Here is a 17,368-nt window from a genome sequence, read left to right as displayed (position 1 = left end):
AGCTAACGTTAAGTTATTAAATCGAAATAATAGATAGTGCGCAATTAATAAAGTCCACGTATGTGGACTTTATTTTTCTGAGCGTGAGGTTAGAAAATGAAAAATATAAATAGCTATGTATTATGTTCAATTTTATCTTTGCTGTCTCAGGTTGCATATGCAGAGGGGCGATTTGATAGCTTAGATTTTTATCCAAATGTTGAAATATTTAGTCCGACATCGTTAGATGCTTTAGAAATTAGACTAGAAAAAAAACATTACGAAGCCAACTACGATCAAGTATTTGGTCGATTTGACCCATTAAAAATAAAATTTGATGTTATTTCAAAAAATAGCACAAAAATTGATTACGCACTGAAATTAAAATTATCATCGCATTATTGTAAAAACGATGGAGATGAGACGTCAGAAAAAGAGTTATTAGGCGTGGAATTAAAACTTGATGGATATGAATTTTCTATTGAAGGAGAATCTAAAGAAATTTCTTATTCAACTGATGATAAATACACTCACAGCATGACGATGGAGTCACCTCTGGTTGAGATGACAGAGGAACGACAAATGTGTTATGGAGTAATCGGTATATCGGCGGAGCTTAATGAAGGTAAAATATGAAAAAAATAACTAAAATATTAGCTTCGTTATCTTTAGGCTATATGGCCGCGGCAACATCAAATGAAATTCCTGAAGAATTTGCTGATTTGTTTGTGGAAAGTGAGCATCAAGTCGAAATCACTATTGCTGGTGATAAAAAAGGCCATACAGTCGATGCTATCGTAACCTATGACACCTTTAAATTACTAGATGTCGATGCGATAAAATCTGACTTCAGAACATATTTAAAAAAGAAAAATATCAAAGAGCAATATATCGATATTGTAGTAAATCAATTACTGAGTGGTGTTGAATCAGATTCTGACTGTGTAAGTACGGACGATGCCTGTATCCCCCAAAATTCTTCAGATCTAGTTAGCTACTACTATGATCATGATAATAAAAATTTAATAATGTATGCTTCGTCTGAAGCGTTTGATTTCACAAGAACCTTAAAAGAGTATCATTCTTCATATCAAGAGCGTAATGCATTGGTGAACAACACCAATCTATATATTTATGCAAATGACGATAATAGCAGTTTTATCTGGTCAAATGATACAACCCTTGGATTAACTAGGGGACATGTACAACTTGATACACAGTATCATCATGGTGATAATGAACTGGATGCAAGTAATGCTCGGTACAATTACGCATGGTCGAACTATAATTTTAGTGTAGGATATAGTGACGAACTAGCCGACCAACGTATAAATTCAACTGACTTTTTATTTTATGGCACGCAGGCTCGAGGTTATTCAGCTTTATTTTCTTCAAGTGATAAACTTCTGGTAAAAGATGGCTACTCGCAACAATTTGTCAATTTTTATTCGCCTCAAGAAGGACAGCTCGAGGTATTGCGAAATGGTAAGTTATTATTTACTGATATTGCTAGACAGGGCCATAACAGGATCAGTTACAGTGAACTTCCTCAGGGAGTCTATGCTGTTACCCTTAAAGTAAAGCAGGCAGATAATGTTATCCTAGAAGAAACCATTCAGGTTGTTAATAAAAATAACGTCTCATTAGCTATTGATGACTATGATTTTGTCTTGAAAGGTGGTCTGTTAGAACTGGACCCATTATATCGTGACACTATTGAATACAATACGGATAATAAGTGGTTCACGGAAGCGGCTGTAACATACCGTGCTAGTGAAAAATCCGTTATTGGCGGGGTACTGGGCTCTGACTTTAACTCATTGAGACTCGCTTTCGGTGGGCAATATTATTTAAATGAAGATGTGACGCTTGATTATTTAACAAGTCAATCTAGCGCAGGTGCAAAGTACTATCAGGGGAACTTAATTTACGGTCCTATAGTCTTTAGTGCATCAGATTATAAGGCCTCGGGCGTAGATTATACTTATCGCTATGTTCCATTCCAACTCCCTAGTGCGAGTACATATGAAATGGATTACAGTGATGCCTTATATGGGATATACGATAAAAAAGAATATAGCATCGGGTATTCAACAAAAATATTTGAAGGTCGAGGATACGCCAATTTATATCATGCTGAAGTTCAACTCGATGATGATGTAATGAAAAGTAATAACTTATCATTGTCTTGGGATAGGACGATGTTTGGCGGAATTTTTGGCATCAATGCGACGTATAATTTAAATTCTGGCGAAAGTGATAGTTTTACAACTAACTTTTCCTGGCGATATGAATTTGATGACACTTACTCTGCACGCACTGCTGTGGCTATGGACCAAGACGGATTTTCATTTGCTCAACAAGAGCTGACAGCAAGAAAAGTCGCAGATGATTACAGTGTGACGACGACTGTGGCAACCAAGATGGAAAGTTACGGTGCAGATCCGTGGACCAACGAGTTGCTTGTCTCTGCCAGTGGTAGCAATGATTATCTACAGTATAACGGATTCGGTTATGTGAGTACTGGAGAGCAATATTCTGTATCAGGTACGTTGCGTGGGACCCAAATCGTCACAAATGATGAATTTGTTGCAACCAAGAATGATGGTAAAGCTTTTATTAAGGTAACACCACAATGGTCATCCATCCCAACCGAGGATGCGGCGATTGCTTACTCAATCTATAAAGATGGTGAAGCAAGACATACTGGCGAGGTTGGTGCGAAATCAGCATTTATTACATCACTACCAGTATATTCTGATGTAACAGTTGATCTTGATACTGAATATACTGATGTGGAGGTTGATGTTTCATCAATTGAGCACTTTACGATGCCTGGCACATATTTAAAAGTGAACAGTCGAGTAACGCCACTACGTAGCCAAGTCTTTATTCTTAATGATATTGATGGTCAGTATGTTGAGAATGTGAGTTGCGTTGGTGACGGTTGTAAATCTGTTGAACCAGTTACCGAGGGAGGAATCTACCGCGTAGTTTACCGAGAAAACGACAGTTTTCATTTAGCATCCGGGGACTCTACATGTGTTTTCAACCCAGAAAAATTTGGTAATAAGTATGTACAATCATATTGCTTAGAAGGCCTAACTCAAACAAGTCAAGATTTATCTTTAAATACAAGCCATGAGGAAAAAACAGTCTATGATGGCTTAAAATACATGGGTGTCTATCAATCGACGGAAGTTACGCTAAAAATACTAGAGCGCTTGAAAGAGTTAGGAATCGCTTCTAGATATGTACAAATTGATGACCAGCTATATGTTTATGTTGAGCAACATGATACCCACTCAATTGCTCAGGTAGCGGTATTGGAAGAGCTTAATGATCATGTGACTCATGCTCATTTCAAACCAGAAAATATGTTTAGTGTAACGAAATTATGAACGTAAAATTAACGAAACTTATGACGTTTGCGCTTAGTGCAAGCATCTTTAATTCACATGCTATTGGCATTGATTCAATTATTACTGTTGCTGAAAATGGCAAGGGTACATTTACAGTATCGAACAATGATGGCTACAGACAGTTTATCACCGTAGGTATATCAGATATTAATATTGTTAAAGGTCAATTAGAATCAACACCTTATACCAAGGAAAATATTGCAGATTGGACACTTGAAGTTCGTCCTGCAAGACTTATTGTAAATGATGGTCAACATAAAAAATTCTCTGTCCGCTATACAGGCACACCGAATAAAAGTCATGATAAAATTTATCAGTTGACCGTTGCACCGTCACCTTATTACGAAGAAGGTGAAAAACCATTACAGTCAGTACAGTTAGCTGTTGGCTTCGCACCTTACGTGATTGTTCCAGCGCTAGAAGATCAACCGATTCAGTATGATATTAGCTATGAAAAAGGACGCTTGAAAGTCCACAATAAGGGTGATAGTTATCTTCATTTAACGATTGATGCATGCCCTGACACATTAATCGGTAAAGAAAGAAATGCGTGCGTAAAAACATCTTATGCCCTAAGTGATCGATTGTTAGAAGTTCCAATTGAGCCTCATTTGGAAGAAAAGCTTAAATTAAGTTTGAAAACGAATAACAATAAATATAAAGAGCAATTTACTATTTTACCGTCGCAAAATAAAATAAAGTAGGTGATTCTAATGAAGTCAGCAGTGAAATTATTCTCACTAACTATAATAGTTTATATGTTACTTGCTAAAATGGTGAGTGCGGCAGATTTAACTGGTGAATTAGATGCAACTCAAGTTAAATGGCAGTCTGCAATCCATATAAGCGGCGGTGTTACGCCAGCACTTTGGGATCTGCCATTTGGTTTGCCTACTGGAAACCAACTCATTCCTGGTGGTCATGCGCTTCCAAGTGGGCAAGTGGATGTGAAGTTGATAAATGCCTCAGGTGATGTCGTCACACTGCCAATTACAGTGAAAGGAATACAATATCGTTTTGATGGTGCAGCGTCAGTAACAGATGACGCAAGCGGAATCTCTACGACGGTTTCCGGAGAAATTGCGACGGTAATTGGTAATGGTATTGGCAATAAGCGCATTCATTTTGGCAACAACAATTCGATGATTAATTCGTACCGACCAATCATCGAAGATCTTGATGCTGGTCGTCTTGTCACTTTATTATCAGGTAAAGCTCAAGGTACATATTCAGGCAGAGTGGCGATTCCATTTCAATACGAATACTATCGAAATAGTGTCAGAATACGGCAGCAATTGATAACGTATCTTGACATCAATCTTGAATATGCACCCGCTGTTATCTTTGATGTGGTTATCACATCTGGTCATGATGGAAAATTAACGCCACATTATCATGGTCACCCTGATTTGGTTGTAAGTGGTGTAGGCCATTATGGTGTGAGGGTTACTGGTGACTTTGCTACAGGATTGAAAGCGGTATTAGACACAACGGCCACACCTTACACGTTAAAAAATCCTGTGGATGAAACCTCGGAAATCCCATACTCAGTATCTTGTACGGTGGGTTGTTTGGCAGGAAACGTTAATTTTATTGACAAAGGTGATGGGCTAGCAGACTCGGTACAGCTAGATAACTCGAATACGAGTGAGGCAAACATCGTGCTTGAAGTCGGTTTCAGAGAAAAATTGTATTCAGAGTTGGTTCCCGGAACCTATAGTGGTCATTTTAGAATTTTATTTGAAGCTGAAATATAGCAGTTGATTAAAGCATGCAAAATGAAGAGTTTGAAAATATCCTATCCGCATTGATAAGACTTAATCTTACTCAAAGGAACATTCTTTTGAAATCTCTGACGGATATAAAAAATGCGTCTAAGACACTTTTAACCGATGAAGAACATTTGTTTATTAGTGAATTGATAAAACGTAAATAACGGGTGTTTATATAATCATGCAGCTTCGGTAAGCTTTAATCTCGAAGCTGCGTGTAGCTTAATATTGGTATATAAATTAAATCTTACACTCAACTAGATATGTTTAAGTGTGACTAAATTTATTTTGTTAAAGGTGTTTATTTTCAATACCGGTGACCAAGACATCTGTTTTTCTTTAGTGAAATTTTGAATGTCAAGATTATGAAGATAAGCATGTGTTTGGTGCTTTGGTACTGTGCCTTTCCAGTGGACTTTAGCTGATTGGTCATTACAGATTGCCGTAGTTGGTAAGAGTAATAGGACGGCTAGTAAATACTCTTTACGAATAGAAATAGTCATGACTTCCCCTTAGTTATCGCTACGTTATGAAATGACTGTAACACTGGACAGACCAGGGAGTGCGCAAAAAAAGGCGGAAATTGTGCATGGCATGGTTAAAGTGTGACCATCGCACTACTTTGAGTACATAACTTGATCGACTCAATTTCTGATTTTATAAAATAATCATGCACAGTGGTAATATAACATTCATTTTTAAAATGATTGAGCATTAAATATTAGAACAACTAGTTATTTCAAGCCAACGTGAATGGTGTTTTCACTGCATTGAACAGCGTTAAATTTATCTCATTAATTATGATGAATTTACTATAACAAAAATTTGTTACGTAACGACAATACGAATAACGACTATTTTTATCGTGCTAAATTATACAAATAAAAAGGTTAATAATGAAAATTAAAAAGACAGCGATCGCTCTATCATTTGCTTTATTATCAATTAATGCAATGGCAGATAGCTATATTGGAGCAAAATTAGGATATAGCCACTTAAACGACGCATGCGCACTTGATTACTCGTGTGACACAGAGAGTGCAGCTGGTGGATTATATATGGGATATCAATTCACAGATAACCTAGCACTAGAATACAATGTTGACTATCTTGGTGATTTTGAAACGCGCTTCAAAAACAACTCGGCAGTTGAGAGTCAACTTATTGCTCTTTCGTTAGCACCAAAAATTAATCTCGATTTAACACCGAATTGGTCTGTTTTTGTTAAAGCCGGCGCTGCTTATATGGCCGCTGGTGATGAACGCGATTTCGTACCTACAGGCTCTCTGGGACTAGAAAGAGAGTTTAGCGATAACTTAACGATTCGAGCTGAGTATCAGCGTTTTGAAAATATGAACGACAATCGTATCGATGATATGGATGTTAATTTCTTTGGAATTGGCCTGACTTATCATTTTGGGCGTAATGAATCAGTCGTTGTTGAAGAACCTATCTATATTGAGCCTGCGCCAAAACCAGCTCCTCAACCACGTATTGTCACTCACGTGCATCCGGCACAAGTAGAGCGGGTCACGTTCGGTTTTGGTGAAACCGCGGCTACAGCAAATATTGATAAGACCGTATCTGTATTAAAAGCGCACCCCAATGCTACAGTGGAAGTGAATGGTCATACAGATTCAATGGGAAGTGCCAATTTCAACCAAGAGTTGTCGGAAAAGCGCGCAACATCTATTGCAGAGGTGCTTTTAAGTCGCGGTGTAGAGAGCGAACGCATTACCACTCAAGGTATGGGAGAAACAACTCCGATTGATTCAAATGATACCGCTTCGGGTCGTGAAAAAAATCGCCGCGTTGAACTGGTGATCCCTGCGTTTGAGTATCAATCTAAAGTTTCTAACTAATTAACTAGTTAATTAATCTCATAAAAATATTATTTTTGGCGGGGATTAATCAAGCAGTTATTGTTGATAATTGGCTTTTTTAATTCCGCATTTTTATTACTCTTTACATTTGATGTTGTGGAGTTTCTTAGGTGTATAAATGTTAAAAATTAAATATCAAGTGGTGTTAAATGTCTGAAGCAATTTTATTAGATAGCGTTATAGTAAATGAGTTGTCTAACGTTATGATAAGCAAGGAAAATGATAACATTGTTGATTTTCTAATATCGAGCAGTATCAATAATGGTAGTTTTATCAATTATTATCAGCCAATTACCTCTTTTGTGGCAAATGAAATAATTGGTTATGAAGTTTTGTCTAGGCTTAGAATGCCTAGCGATGAAATTGTTTATCCGCAAGATTTTTTACCAGTTGTTATTAAAAATAATCTTACGATTAAATTATTTGAGCGTTGTTTGGAAAGAGCAATAATCGATGTTTCTTCTATAAGTGATGATTCGATTATTTTTATTAATGTATTCAAGTCTGATTTTGACTTTGATCTTTTAGGTATTATTCAATCTTTTTGCGAACGCTACAAATTTACACCTAATAGATTAATTCTGGAGATTAATGAATCGGGTTGCTTCTCTAGTGATGTCTCTATTGATAATATTTTGAAAATAAAAAATATCGGCGTAAAAATAGCACTCGATGATTTTGGTAGTGGTTGCAGTGATTTTGATTTGATTTTTAAACTAGGGATAGACAAGATTAAAATTGATCGCGAATATGTTAAAGATATCATTTCTAATTATGAGCACTATAATTTCATAAAAACCTGCATCAATTTTGCACATTCTTTAGGTGTCAGCTGCGTCGTAGAAGGCGTTGAAGATGAGCGAACCTATACTAAATTAGAAAGGCTAGGCGTTGATTTCTGTCAAGGGTACCATATATCAGAACCATTACCGCTAGAGAAGATAAAGTCATTTATCAAAAAAAATGTCAGTAAATCATTGCTTAAATCTGATTATACATATAATTGTAAAGCTATCGTATATGATAATGACATAGATCGGTCAAATGCATTAATATTGCGACTTTTGGCTCGGAACTTGTTCTTTTCTGTTGAAGAATGTAGTAAGTTAAAGTTCGAACCAAGGCAATTGGATGAGTTACATATAATAGAGATAAATTTTTACTATAGTAATAGAGTTTTCCTTGAATCTAAATTTAAGAGCAATTCAAAAAAATTAATTTTAGTAGCTTATGATTTAATGCCATTTGAAATAGACTTATTAAATACGGATGGCCATTATGTTATCCGTTCCTCTATGGGGCTAAATGATACAGTTCATGAGATTTCTAATGTTTATAAAATAATGGATACAATAAGACGACGTACTATAAATTTATTTACCCCTAGAGAGCGTGCAGTGATTTCTGCTTTTTCTATGTTTAATAAAAATGTTGATGTTGCTGATCATCTTGGGGTTAGTCAAGGAACGATAGCCGCATATAAATCGAAAATTCTAAAAAAAGCGAATGTTGATAAAATTTATGACGTGATATTAAAAGAAAAAGTAATTCGTGTAGAACAAGAATGATAAGATATTTTAAAATAACATTTGGCATTATATCTGTATTATATGTTAGCCTTATTATTTTTATTGGGATTGAATGCTATAGCAGTCCCATGCCTAACTATGATTTTACATTGATATTAATCGCTTCAAATTTTATTTATTTATTTGTGAGCTCGATTTTTATATTTAGTGTAATTATTGAGGATGATATTAATTATGGTGATAATGAAAAAATTATCGATAACGATGATTCTCGTTTTTCATTAGAATACAATTCAGATGTTATCACTAAAATTAAATCTATGAATACTATTAATGATGAAGTTAAGAATGGTATTATTGATGTTAGTTTTTATTTAAATGAATTGAAGTTTCATGCTAATGAGCAGTCTCAGTTAAACTCTATCATCCATTTTAACGAAGGGATTAAACAAGACATCATCAACATTGGTAACGAGTTGGATTATATAAAATTCAGGTTGTTAAATGAAGAAGATATGAGTAAAGATTTTGATATGATGACATCTCATATATCAAAGACGTGTAGCAGTATTATGTTTATTTCTACACTCATTGAGCGTGTATTAGATGATATTGACGACCATCAAGATAAGGTATTTTTCTTGAATCAGAATCGACCCTAGTGTAAAGATAAAGTTTGTTTTACTACCACTAAATTTTGCTGTGCTTATACTCTTACTATTTGAAGTTGCGCCGTTGCTGGTTAGCTCTGACAAACCTCATCACATAGCTTCGTTAAAAGGCTTTGCTCTTTGGTCTGCTACTCGCATTTTCGTGTATTTTAGGTATATCTGTTAAAAGAAAAAGAAATTTTAACGCAATAGGGCTAAGGAAAGGCTCTTGATTCAACGAAGGGTTTATCACGCCACAAAACGTGTGACGTGATAGCCACTTCGACAAACAGTGAGGCCGACTCCCCCCCGAAACTCGGCCTCGTTCCAGACGCGCAAGCGAGGCGTTCTGTCAACGCCACTGTAACGAATTGTCACTGCTTTTGTAAAGATGATTTCTCTGTTCTCACTAAAAATTTACCACCATTGAGCCTGCATCACTTGTCATACCAGATTTTTACACTTTAACCGCAGGATTTTCATGTAAATGTCACGTGGTTTGGTTTTGGGGTTTGAGTTGGGACGCATTTTGCCGCGTTGGGTTTGGTAAAGTGAGCCTCCTTGACTATACCCAGTTAAACAGAGCGTAGTAACCGTACTTTATGGGGGTAAAGTGCAAGAAACCTTATGTTATCAAATTGAAATTTCGGCAACGCCACAGTGTATTTGGCGTATGTTGACGGAAGTGGATTGTTATGAAAAATGGGCGCAGGTCATATCACCACATTCGACATTTAAAGGTCAATGGCGGGTTGGTGGTGAGTTGGTTTTTTCGGATGCTGAACTTGGCGGCTCAAAAGTCATTATTGATGAGTATATTCCTAATCAGAGCGTTGAATTTCACCATGTTGAAATGATCATGCCACTCTCCATGTCGAACGGTGATGCCATCGTCAATCGCACTATCGTTGAGCAATGGATCGGGTCGCGAGAGCGCTATCAGTTGGTGGTGCTAGAAAACAGTGTCCTTTTGACCATTACAGTTACGACACACAATGCGTTTTCTGCTTTGTTTGACTCGGGTTGGCAGCAAGCTTTGCCCCTGATTAAACAGCTTTGTGAGAGTCAGGAATGAAAGATGCGCGGCAAAAGGTAATCTGTTAGTCTGATGACTTGATTTATTTCGCGCGCAAGGAGTGCAAATGCGGTATGTCACCCTTTTTCTCAGTTTGAGTATGGTGCTAGGTTCAGTGGCGATGGCTGGCGACTTTGACTTAAAACAGAATATGAAATCACTCAAGTGGGAGTTTCGTCAGGCCGCTCAGGCGCAAACAGCCGAGGAAATGACACAAGCGATCACCGCGTTTCGTGCATTGGTGGAAGAAGCCAAGCGTGGTGAGTATCCTGCTGAAAAAAACGCGATGTATCAAGAGGGATTTGAGCGCTTGTCGCACACGCTAACCATAATTGATGCCGAGCTTGCGGCGGGAAATTTCAAGCAAGCTCAAGCGCGTCTGCGTGATATTGATGACTTGAGAGAGACCTATCACGAAAAGCGTAACCCCAGCATTTGGAGCACGTTATTCAATTAAGGTTTTCAATTGATTTTAGAGTCTTTTGGGAGGCTTCACAGGTTGTGCTGCTCCAATTTCGGTATCACTTGTTCTTCAATAAAATCAATAAACGCGCGTAATCGTGCAGGCATATAAGTCATGCGTGGATATTGCATAGCAATAACGCCATGATAGTTACTTTTCAGCGTCCAATCGGGCAATACCTCTATCACATCACCATCGTTTAGCGCTTGCTGAATGACAAAATCGTGAAAAATACCAATTCCCAATCCAGCTTTGACGCCATTGAGTCTAAGCTGGGATTGGTTCACCGAATAACGCCCTTTCACTGCGACAGTGCAGAAGGCATCTTCACGAAAAAAAGACCAGAGATTATCTTTGTCGTTTTCGGCCAAATACAAACAATCATGTTCGCTGAGCTGTTGTGGGTGCTGTGGCATGCTTCGCGCAGCCACATAACTCGGTGATGCACACAGAACTAAGTTGGTTGGGCGGATCTCTTTCAGCACTAAATTTTCATCGGGCTTATCGGTGAGCATAAAAGCAACATCAATGCCTTGATGGAACAGATCAATCGCGCCGTCTGCGGCGCGCAATTTTAATTCAATGTTGGGGTATTGGGCTAAAAATGGCAGCACAAAAGGTTGCAGCACACTGTTTAAAAACGCTTCTGGCGCGGCAACGGTGAGTGAGCCTTGAGGCTCTGCGTGATCTTGCGCTGAAATTTCAATAGCCTGCTGCGCTGCCGTCACCATCGCAAGGCTTTGGTCATAAATGCGTGAGCCAACTTGAGTGATCACCAGTTGGCGGGTGGTTCGCTCAAACAGTTTCACTTCGAGCGCCTTTTCCAAGCGCGTGATGAGCTTACTCAGAGCCGATGGGGTCACACCAAGACGTTTGGCGGCTGCGGTAAAGCTGCCCTCATTGACGATTAAGATGAAAGTGGCTAAGTCCGGCAAGAGCGCCAGCAACTTGGGGTTGACCATGAGAGAGATTCCGTCACAACACGATTTTAAAGTCTGAACTTGCGTCCAGTGAGAAACGTATTGTCGCTCAGTTGTTTTCAAGGCACAAATCCCGCATTTCACGAGGCGGAGAAAAGCACGCAATATTTGTGAGAAAATTGTGAGAGTTTGCGGAGCGCTTTGTCATTTTTGCTTGGCATGCTTATTAGCAAGTCAAACCAATATGCCCAATCATATCCGTTCTACTTGAAGGTGCAGCGCGTTTCTTTAAGAAATTAAGGCACTGGCACTCACAAACCTCATCACATAGCGCCGCTGTGCTTAGAGGCTGTGTTCGCTTGTCGCCTAACTGCATCGCTAAGTTGTTTGGGGATATATTAGCAAACAAGAGGAAGCAACCTAATGAATACACGACTCACTCTCGGACTGCTTGCCAGTTCTTTGACCCTTGGTGCAACCGCGCAGGCCGCAGAGCTTGATATCACGTTCAATAATGTTACTAAGGGCATCTACTTTACCCCCTTACTGTTTGCCGCTCACGATGGAGATGCGTACCTGTTCCGCACAGGCAAAGAGGCTTCCGCCGCATTAGAACTGATGGCGGAAGGGGGCGATATCTCTGAACTTTCGACCATTGTTGGCAATATCGGTGGGGCGGTATACGAAAATCCCGCCAATGGGCCATTAAACCCGTCCACTTCTATCGCATTCAGCTTTGACACTGGTGATAATCAATACCTTACCGTGACAGCAATGTTATTGCCGACCAACGATGGTTTTGTTGGCTTGGATAGCTGGAAAATTCCAACGACCGCAGGCACGTATAAAGTGAATTTGTACGGTTACGATGCAGGTACCGAAGCCAATGATGAATTACAAGCCAGTATTCCCAACCCACCTTTCTTGACCTTTGATACCGGCGGTACTGGCGTTGAAACCTCGATTACCAACCCAATGGTGCATATTCACCCGGGTAATCTCGGTGACGCTGATCCTACTGGCGGGTTGAGTGATTTACGCAACACGCAGCATCGCTGGCTGAACCCAGTGGCAACTATGACTGTGACGGTGAAATAGGAGGCGAATATGAATTATCGAGTCATTGCGGCTCTGAGTGTCGCAGGAATACTGACCGCGTGTCATGATGGAGATGATCATGACAACACAGCGCGCTATATGGTGAGTATCGAAAATGTAACGTCAAGTCAGCCACTATCACCGATGACGATCTTAACCCACAATGATCAATTTCAGTTGTTTACGGTGGGCCAGCCAGCGTCCGTGCCGCTTGAGCAATTAGCGGAAGCGGGGGATAACGCGGATCTGCTCGCGCTAAGTCGTACCGATCCAAACGTCTATCAAACCGCATCCGGTAGCGGTGTGATTGCCCCAGGCACCACACAAACGGTGACCTTGACAGTGGAGTATTACGCCAATCAGACTGCCGCAGTTGCCGCTATGTTAGTCAATACCAATGATGCCTTCGTTGGTGAAAATGCGCTGCCACTTTCCTCACTTGCCGTCGGTGAGAGTTTTGAAATGAACATGGTGGTATGGGATGCAGGTACCGAAGCAAATGATGAATCTGCCGATACGATTCCTGGGCCTGCGGCTGCAAACTTAGGCGATGCAGAAGGGTTTAATCCTGAGCGAGATGATACTGATGTCGTGAGTACGCATCCTGGTGTGGTGAGCGCGGCAGATGGGTTACCAAGCTCTGTGCTTGGGCCACAACATCGGTTTGTGAATCCGGCGGCGGTCGTCACAATTACGAGACTGGATTAAGTTTGTTGATCCTCTCATATCATTAAAGCGATTTGCATCTTTAGTGAAACCAATGAGATACCCAAGTAACTTCCACATGCCGAGGTTACTTGGGGACACAAGGGTGAAAGTTTTTTGTCTTGGGTTAGGTCTTGTGGGCATCAGGAGCGAGCAAAAGGCGACATTAATGGACACTCTGCCCACAGGTAAAACGATTTTATTGGTTGAAGATGATAATGACTTGGCTGCGCTGATTGAATTGCACCTTAAGATTTTAAACCATCATGTTGTGCGTGGCCAAAGCTGCGCTGACGCGACGACGTTAGCGGCTCAGCATAAGATTGACCTCTGGGTGCTTGATCGCGGTCTACCCGATGGTGACGGTCTGTCGCTGTGCCAAATGCTGCGAAAAAACGATGATTGGACACCCGTGCTCATGCTAACCGCACGAGATAGTGAACTAGAGCGAGTGGACGGTCTCGAAGCTGGGGTTGATGATTACATCACTAAGCCTTTTAGCGTGCTTGAGTTTCAAGCGCGAGTGCGTAACGTGCTTCGTCGTCACCAGCATCGCGAAGGCCCCTCAAACAACGAGCTCAATGGCGCACTTGAGACGCCGTTGCAATTTGGTGCTTTAACCATATCACCTCAGCAGCACGATGTGGCCATTGATCGCGAGTCGATCTCACTGACCGCGACGGAATTTTCACTGTTGCACTTTCTCGCTCAGCGACCTGGGCGAGTCTACAGCAAAACCGAGCTGCTTGAGCATGTGTGGCAAACCCCTTACGAAGGGTATCAACACACCGTGTGCAGTACGATAAATCGATTACGCAGCAAATTGCGTCAACGTGGTCAAAACTGTATTCAAACTGTTTGGGGAGTGGGGTATAAATTTGACCCGCTGACCACACGCCATTGAGTGGCTCGATTGAGCAGTAACGGAGCTAGGAAGGGATGCATGAGTTTTAAGTTGCGTTTAACACTGTTCACCGCTTTGTGGTTCCTTGCTACCACCGCGGTTGTCGTGTTTTGTTATCATCAACAAAGTCAGATCATAGAGCAGCGCACGACACAAAGTCTTCATCGCGATCTTGCTCAGCATATGCGTGATGATAACCCACTGATGTTAGGGACAGACTACAACCCAGTCGCATTGAAATCGATTTTTCATACGCTGATGTTGATGGGGCCCGATTTCGAAATTTATTTTCTCGACCGCAGTGGAAAAATCACCACCCATGCCGCGCCGCCTGATGCTGTTATGGCGACCCACGTCGATCTGACACCGATAGAACGTTATCTGCAAGGCGAGCCATTTCCTATTTTAGGGCAAGATCCACGGGGCGACGGCGGTAAAGTCTTTTCTGTGGCAGCAATTGAAGAGAATGGCGAGCCAATGGGCTATCTCTATGTCGTAATTGGCAGCCGTAAGCATCAAGCGATTGCACAAACTGAGGTCGAAAGTCCTTATCTCATCAGCGCGCTGGTGGTACTGCTTTCCGTGCTCGGTTTTGCCTTAGGGGTCTATTGGTTGGTCCGTCATTCTCTTTTAATCCCCATTGAGCGGGTCACTTCCGATCTGCAGCAGCAAGCTGAAAATGATTTTCGCTTGGTTCCCGAGCAAACGTTGCGCGCACCAGAACTGGCACCCATCGCGGCGCAGTACCAGTTAATGGCCACCCACATTCAACAACAATTTTTGCATTTACAATATCAATCAGAGCAGCAGCGAGCCAATTTGCTCGCCCTCAGTCATGATCTAAAAACCCCACTCTCTAGCGTGTTGGGGTATCTGGAAACCTGGTTAATTCAACATCCGCAAGGCGATCCCTTAATTGATGTGGCTTATCGTAATTGTCAAAAAATCTCGACGCACCTTCATGAGCTACTCAATAGCGCTAAACAGCAAACCGGAATGCCATCATTTGTGTGGCAGAAAGTGGACTTCGCCGCGCTTATTGAAGAGGTGGTCGAAGGGCAAAGACATACGTTAGCCAAACGCCATCTGCAGTGTTCTCTTGAGTGGCGTGATGCTCAAAATTCGGCACTACCGATGTTGCAAGCACTGGTTTGGGGCGATCCTCAGCTTCTTGAACGTTTGATAGCAAACTTACTTGAAAATGCGATGCGCCACGCCCCTGAAGGCAGCACGATTGACATTTCTTTGGCGCAGCAGCCAACGCAGCGCTGGCGTTTTATCATCGAAAATGGCGTTACCGATGCCGCGCCTCACGGCGACCTTGGGATTGGTTTGCGCGTGGTGCAGTCGATTCTATTACTGCATCACAGTCAACTTGAAACGCAGAATCAGAGCGGGCGTTATCGTCAGCAATTTCTATTGCCAGGTTATACCCTTTCCACTTGAAGCTGCAGGATTGTTTGGGTATATCACAATTAAAAACGATTTGTGCCTTCGGTTCACAAATGATTTTCCATACCAAGGACTAATGGTTTTGGGTGCCTTAGATTAGACTAAAAAGAGATCCTCAGTTGACGTTGAATTCCATGCAGACGCGCTTTGAAGCTCTGCGATGATTTCAAGTGACAAGAGGTAAGCCAGCAAGGCGTGGCAGATTAATTTAAGGAAGTCGTATGTCGTCAGCGTTTTATACCCAAATTCAGCAGCAAATTGATGAAGTGAAAGCCGAAGGCTTATACAAATCAGAGCGCATTATCACCTCTCAACAGCAAGCCGCCGTCTCGATTTCGACCGGTCAAGAGGTGCTTAATTTTTGTGCCAACAACTACCTTGGTTTGGCAAACCATCCCGCGTTGATCGAAGCGGCGCAAGTGGGCCTTGAAGAGCACGGCTTTGGTATGGCGTCAGTACGTTTTATTTGCGGCACTCAAGATATTCATAAGCAGCTCGAACAAAAACTTTCAACGTTTTTGGGCATGGAAGACACCATTCTTTATACGTCATGTTTTGATGCGAATACGGGGCTCTTTGAGACGATTCTTGGCGCGGAAGACGCGATCATTTCCGATGCGCTAAACCATGCATCAATCATTGATGGTGTGCGTCTTTGTAAAGCAATGCGTTATCGCTATGCCAACAATAACATGCAAGAGTTAGAACAGCAGTTGATCGCGGCAACTGAAGCTGGCGCAAGACATAAACTGATTGTCACCGATGGCGTTTTCTCTATGGATGGCGTCGTGGCCAATTTACCGGCCATTTGTGACTTAGCCGATAAATACGATGCGCTTGTGATGGTCGATGATTCTCACGCAGTGGGTTTTATGGGGCCAACAGGTGCGGGCACGCACGAATATCACAATGTTGTCGACCGTATTGACATCATTACAGGTACGTTAGGCAAAGCGATGGGTGGCGCTTCGGGCGGTTACACATCGGGCAAAAAAGAAGTTATCGAATGGCTGCGTCAGCGTTCGCGCCCCTACCTATTCTCAAACTCGGTTGCTCCCGCAATCGTGACGGCATCATTGCGTGTATTGGACTTGCTTGCCGAGAGTGGCTCGCTGCGTGACCAATTGTGGCAAAATGCGGCGCATTTCCGTGCGCGTATGGAAGGCGCGGGTTTCACTATGGGTGGCGCAGATCACGCGATCATTCCAATCATGCTGGGTGATGCAAAAGTGGCGGCTGAATTTGCTGAACGCTCGCTCGACAAAGGCATTTACGTCGTCGGTTTCTCTTTCCCTGTAGTACCAAAAGGCCAAGCACGTATTCGTACGCAAATGTCGGCGGCGCACAGCCGTGAACAGCTTGATAAAGCCATTGATGCCTTTATCGAGGTCGGCCAAGAAATGGGCATTATTTAAGGCGGTTTTTCCGCGACTTATACCCGCGTTCGAGTTGAGCGCGGCTGCGTTAATAGGGTTTGCGCTGTAGAGGGATGTTATGGCGGTTTTTTCATTGATCA

Annotated in this window: 16 protein-coding genes; 14 read left to right on the top strand and 2 right to left on the bottom strand. The window is 41.5% G+C overall.

Features of this window, described 5'->3' with window-relative positions:
* Positions 1 to 96 precede the first annotated feature (96 nt).
* Genes HGP28_RS02755 through HGP28_RS02740 form a run of 4 tightly spaced genes read left to right on the top strand, consistent with a single transcriptional unit; the run spans position 97 to position 5,158 of the window.
* Positions 97 to 615 (top strand): hypothetical protein, encoded by a 519-nt coding sequence (locus tag HGP28_RS02755; protein WP_168834909.1) that lies wholly within the window; start codon positions 97 to 99, stop codon positions 613 to 615.
* Positions 612 to 3,380 (top strand): TcfC E-set like domain-containing protein, encoded by a 2,769-nt coding sequence (locus HGP28_RS02750; RefSeq protein ID WP_168834908.1) that lies wholly within the window; start codon positions 612 to 614, stop codon positions 3,378 to 3,380. Before HGP28_RS02755 ends, HGP28_RS02750 begins: the two co-directional genes overlap by 4 nt.
* Positions 3,377 to 4,105 (top strand): hypothetical protein, encoded by a 729-nt coding sequence (locus HGP28_RS02745; RefSeq protein ID WP_168834907.1) that lies wholly within the window; start codon positions 3,377 to 3,379, stop codon positions 4,103 to 4,105. Before HGP28_RS02750 ends, HGP28_RS02745 begins: the two co-directional genes overlap by 4 nt.
* A 9-nt stretch (positions 4,106 to 4,114) precedes the next feature.
* Positions 4,115 to 5,158, top strand: a complete 1,044-nt coding sequence (locus tag HGP28_RS02740) for a hypothetical protein (protein ID WP_168834906.1) — start codon at positions 4,115 to 4,117, stop codon at positions 5,156 to 5,158.
* Between the two features lie 272 nt (positions 5,159 to 5,430).
* Here the strand turns inward: HGP28_RS02740 and HGP28_RS02735 are convergent, their stop codons facing one another.
* Positions 5,431 to 5,676, bottom strand: a complete 246-nt coding sequence (locus HGP28_RS02735) for a hypothetical protein (RefSeq protein WP_168834905.1) — start codon at positions 5,674 to 5,676, stop codon at positions 5,431 to 5,433.
* Between the two features lie 393 nt (positions 5,677 to 6,069).
* Here HGP28_RS02735 and HGP28_RS02730 point away from each other — a divergent pair, with 393 nt between their 5' ends.
* From HGP28_RS02730 to HGP28_RS02710, 5 genes are all read left to right on the top strand, one after another.
* Entirely contained in the window at positions 6,070 to 7,035 is a 966-nt protein-coding gene (locus HGP28_RS02730) for an OmpA family protein (protein WP_211091867.1), read from the top strand.
* A gap of 170 nt (positions 7,036 to 7,205) precedes the next feature.
* Positions 7,206 to 8,624, top strand: a complete 1,419-nt coding sequence (locus HGP28_RS02725) for an EAL domain-containing protein (protein ID WP_168834904.1) — start codon at positions 7,206 to 7,208, stop codon at positions 8,622 to 8,624.
* Between the two features lie 89 nt (positions 8,625 to 8,713).
* Positions 8,714 to 9,247, top strand: a complete 534-nt coding sequence (locus HGP28_RS02720; protein ID WP_168834903.1) for a hypothetical protein — start codon at positions 8,714 to 8,716, stop codon at positions 9,245 to 9,247.
* Between the two features lie 601 nt (positions 9,248 to 9,848).
* Positions 9,849 to 10,310, top strand: a complete 462-nt coding sequence (locus HGP28_RS02715; protein ID WP_168834902.1) for an SRPBCC family protein — start codon at positions 9,849 to 9,851, stop codon at positions 10,308 to 10,310.
* 67 nt (positions 10,311 to 10,377) lie between these two features.
* Positions 10,378 to 10,767: a cytochrome b562 gene (locus tag HGP28_RS02710; RefSeq protein WP_168834901.1), complete on the top strand. Its 390-nt coding sequence runs from the start codon at positions 10,378 to 10,380 to the stop codon at positions 10,765 to 10,767.
* 35 nt (positions 10,768 to 10,802) lie between these two features.
* Here HGP28_RS02710 and HGP28_RS02705 read toward each other — a convergent pair whose 3' ends face one another.
* Entirely contained in the window at positions 10,803 to 11,735 is a 933-nt protein-coding gene (locus HGP28_RS02705; RefSeq protein ID WP_168834900.1) for a LysR family transcriptional regulator, read from the bottom strand.
* A 381-nt stretch (positions 11,736 to 12,116) separates the two neighbouring features.
* Here HGP28_RS02705 and HGP28_RS02700 point away from each other — a divergent pair, with 381 nt between their 5' ends.
* The 5 genes from HGP28_RS02700 to HGP28_RS02680 all read left to right on the top strand — a co-directional run bounded on the left by HGP28_RS02700 (position 12,117) and on the right by HGP28_RS02680 (position 17,267).
* Positions 12,117 to 12,791 (top strand): spondin domain-containing protein, encoded by a 675-nt coding sequence (locus HGP28_RS02700; RefSeq protein ID WP_168834899.1) that lies wholly within the window; start codon positions 12,117 to 12,119, stop codon positions 12,789 to 12,791.
* A gap of 9 nt (positions 12,792 to 12,800) precedes the next feature.
* Positions 12,801 to 13,499, top strand: a complete 699-nt coding sequence (locus tag HGP28_RS02695; RefSeq protein WP_168834898.1) for a spondin domain-containing protein — start codon at positions 12,801 to 12,803, stop codon at positions 13,497 to 13,499.
* A gap of 166 nt (positions 13,500 to 13,665) precedes the next feature.
* Complete coding sequence (locus HGP28_RS02690; RefSeq protein WP_168834897.1) at positions 13,666 to 14,400, top strand: response regulator transcription factor; 735 nt, start codon at positions 13,666 to 13,668, stop codon at positions 14,398 to 14,400.
* 39 nt (positions 14,401 to 14,439) lie between these two features.
* Positions 14,440 to 15,846 carry a sensor histidine kinase gene (locus HGP28_RS02685; protein WP_168834896.1) on the top strand — a complete coding sequence of 469 codons (1,407 nt, stop codon included), beginning with the start codon at positions 14,440 to 14,442 and terminating at the stop codon, positions 15,844 to 15,846.
* Positions 15,847 to 16,073: 227 nt separating this feature from the next.
* Complete coding sequence (locus HGP28_RS02680) at positions 16,074 to 17,267, top strand: glycine C-acetyltransferase (protein WP_168834895.1); 1,194 nt, start codon at positions 16,074 to 16,076, stop codon at positions 17,265 to 17,267.
* Positions 17,268 to 17,368: the final 101 nt, after the last annotated feature.

Origin of the sequence: Vibrio agarilyticus (genome assembly GCF_012641465.1) — a bacterium.
In the GTDB taxonomy this organism is placed as follows: domain Bacteria; phylum Pseudomonadota; class Gammaproteobacteria; order Enterobacterales; family Vibrionaceae; genus Vibrio; species Vibrio agarilyticus.
This window is presented reverse-complemented; position numbering and strand designations above follow the sequence as displayed.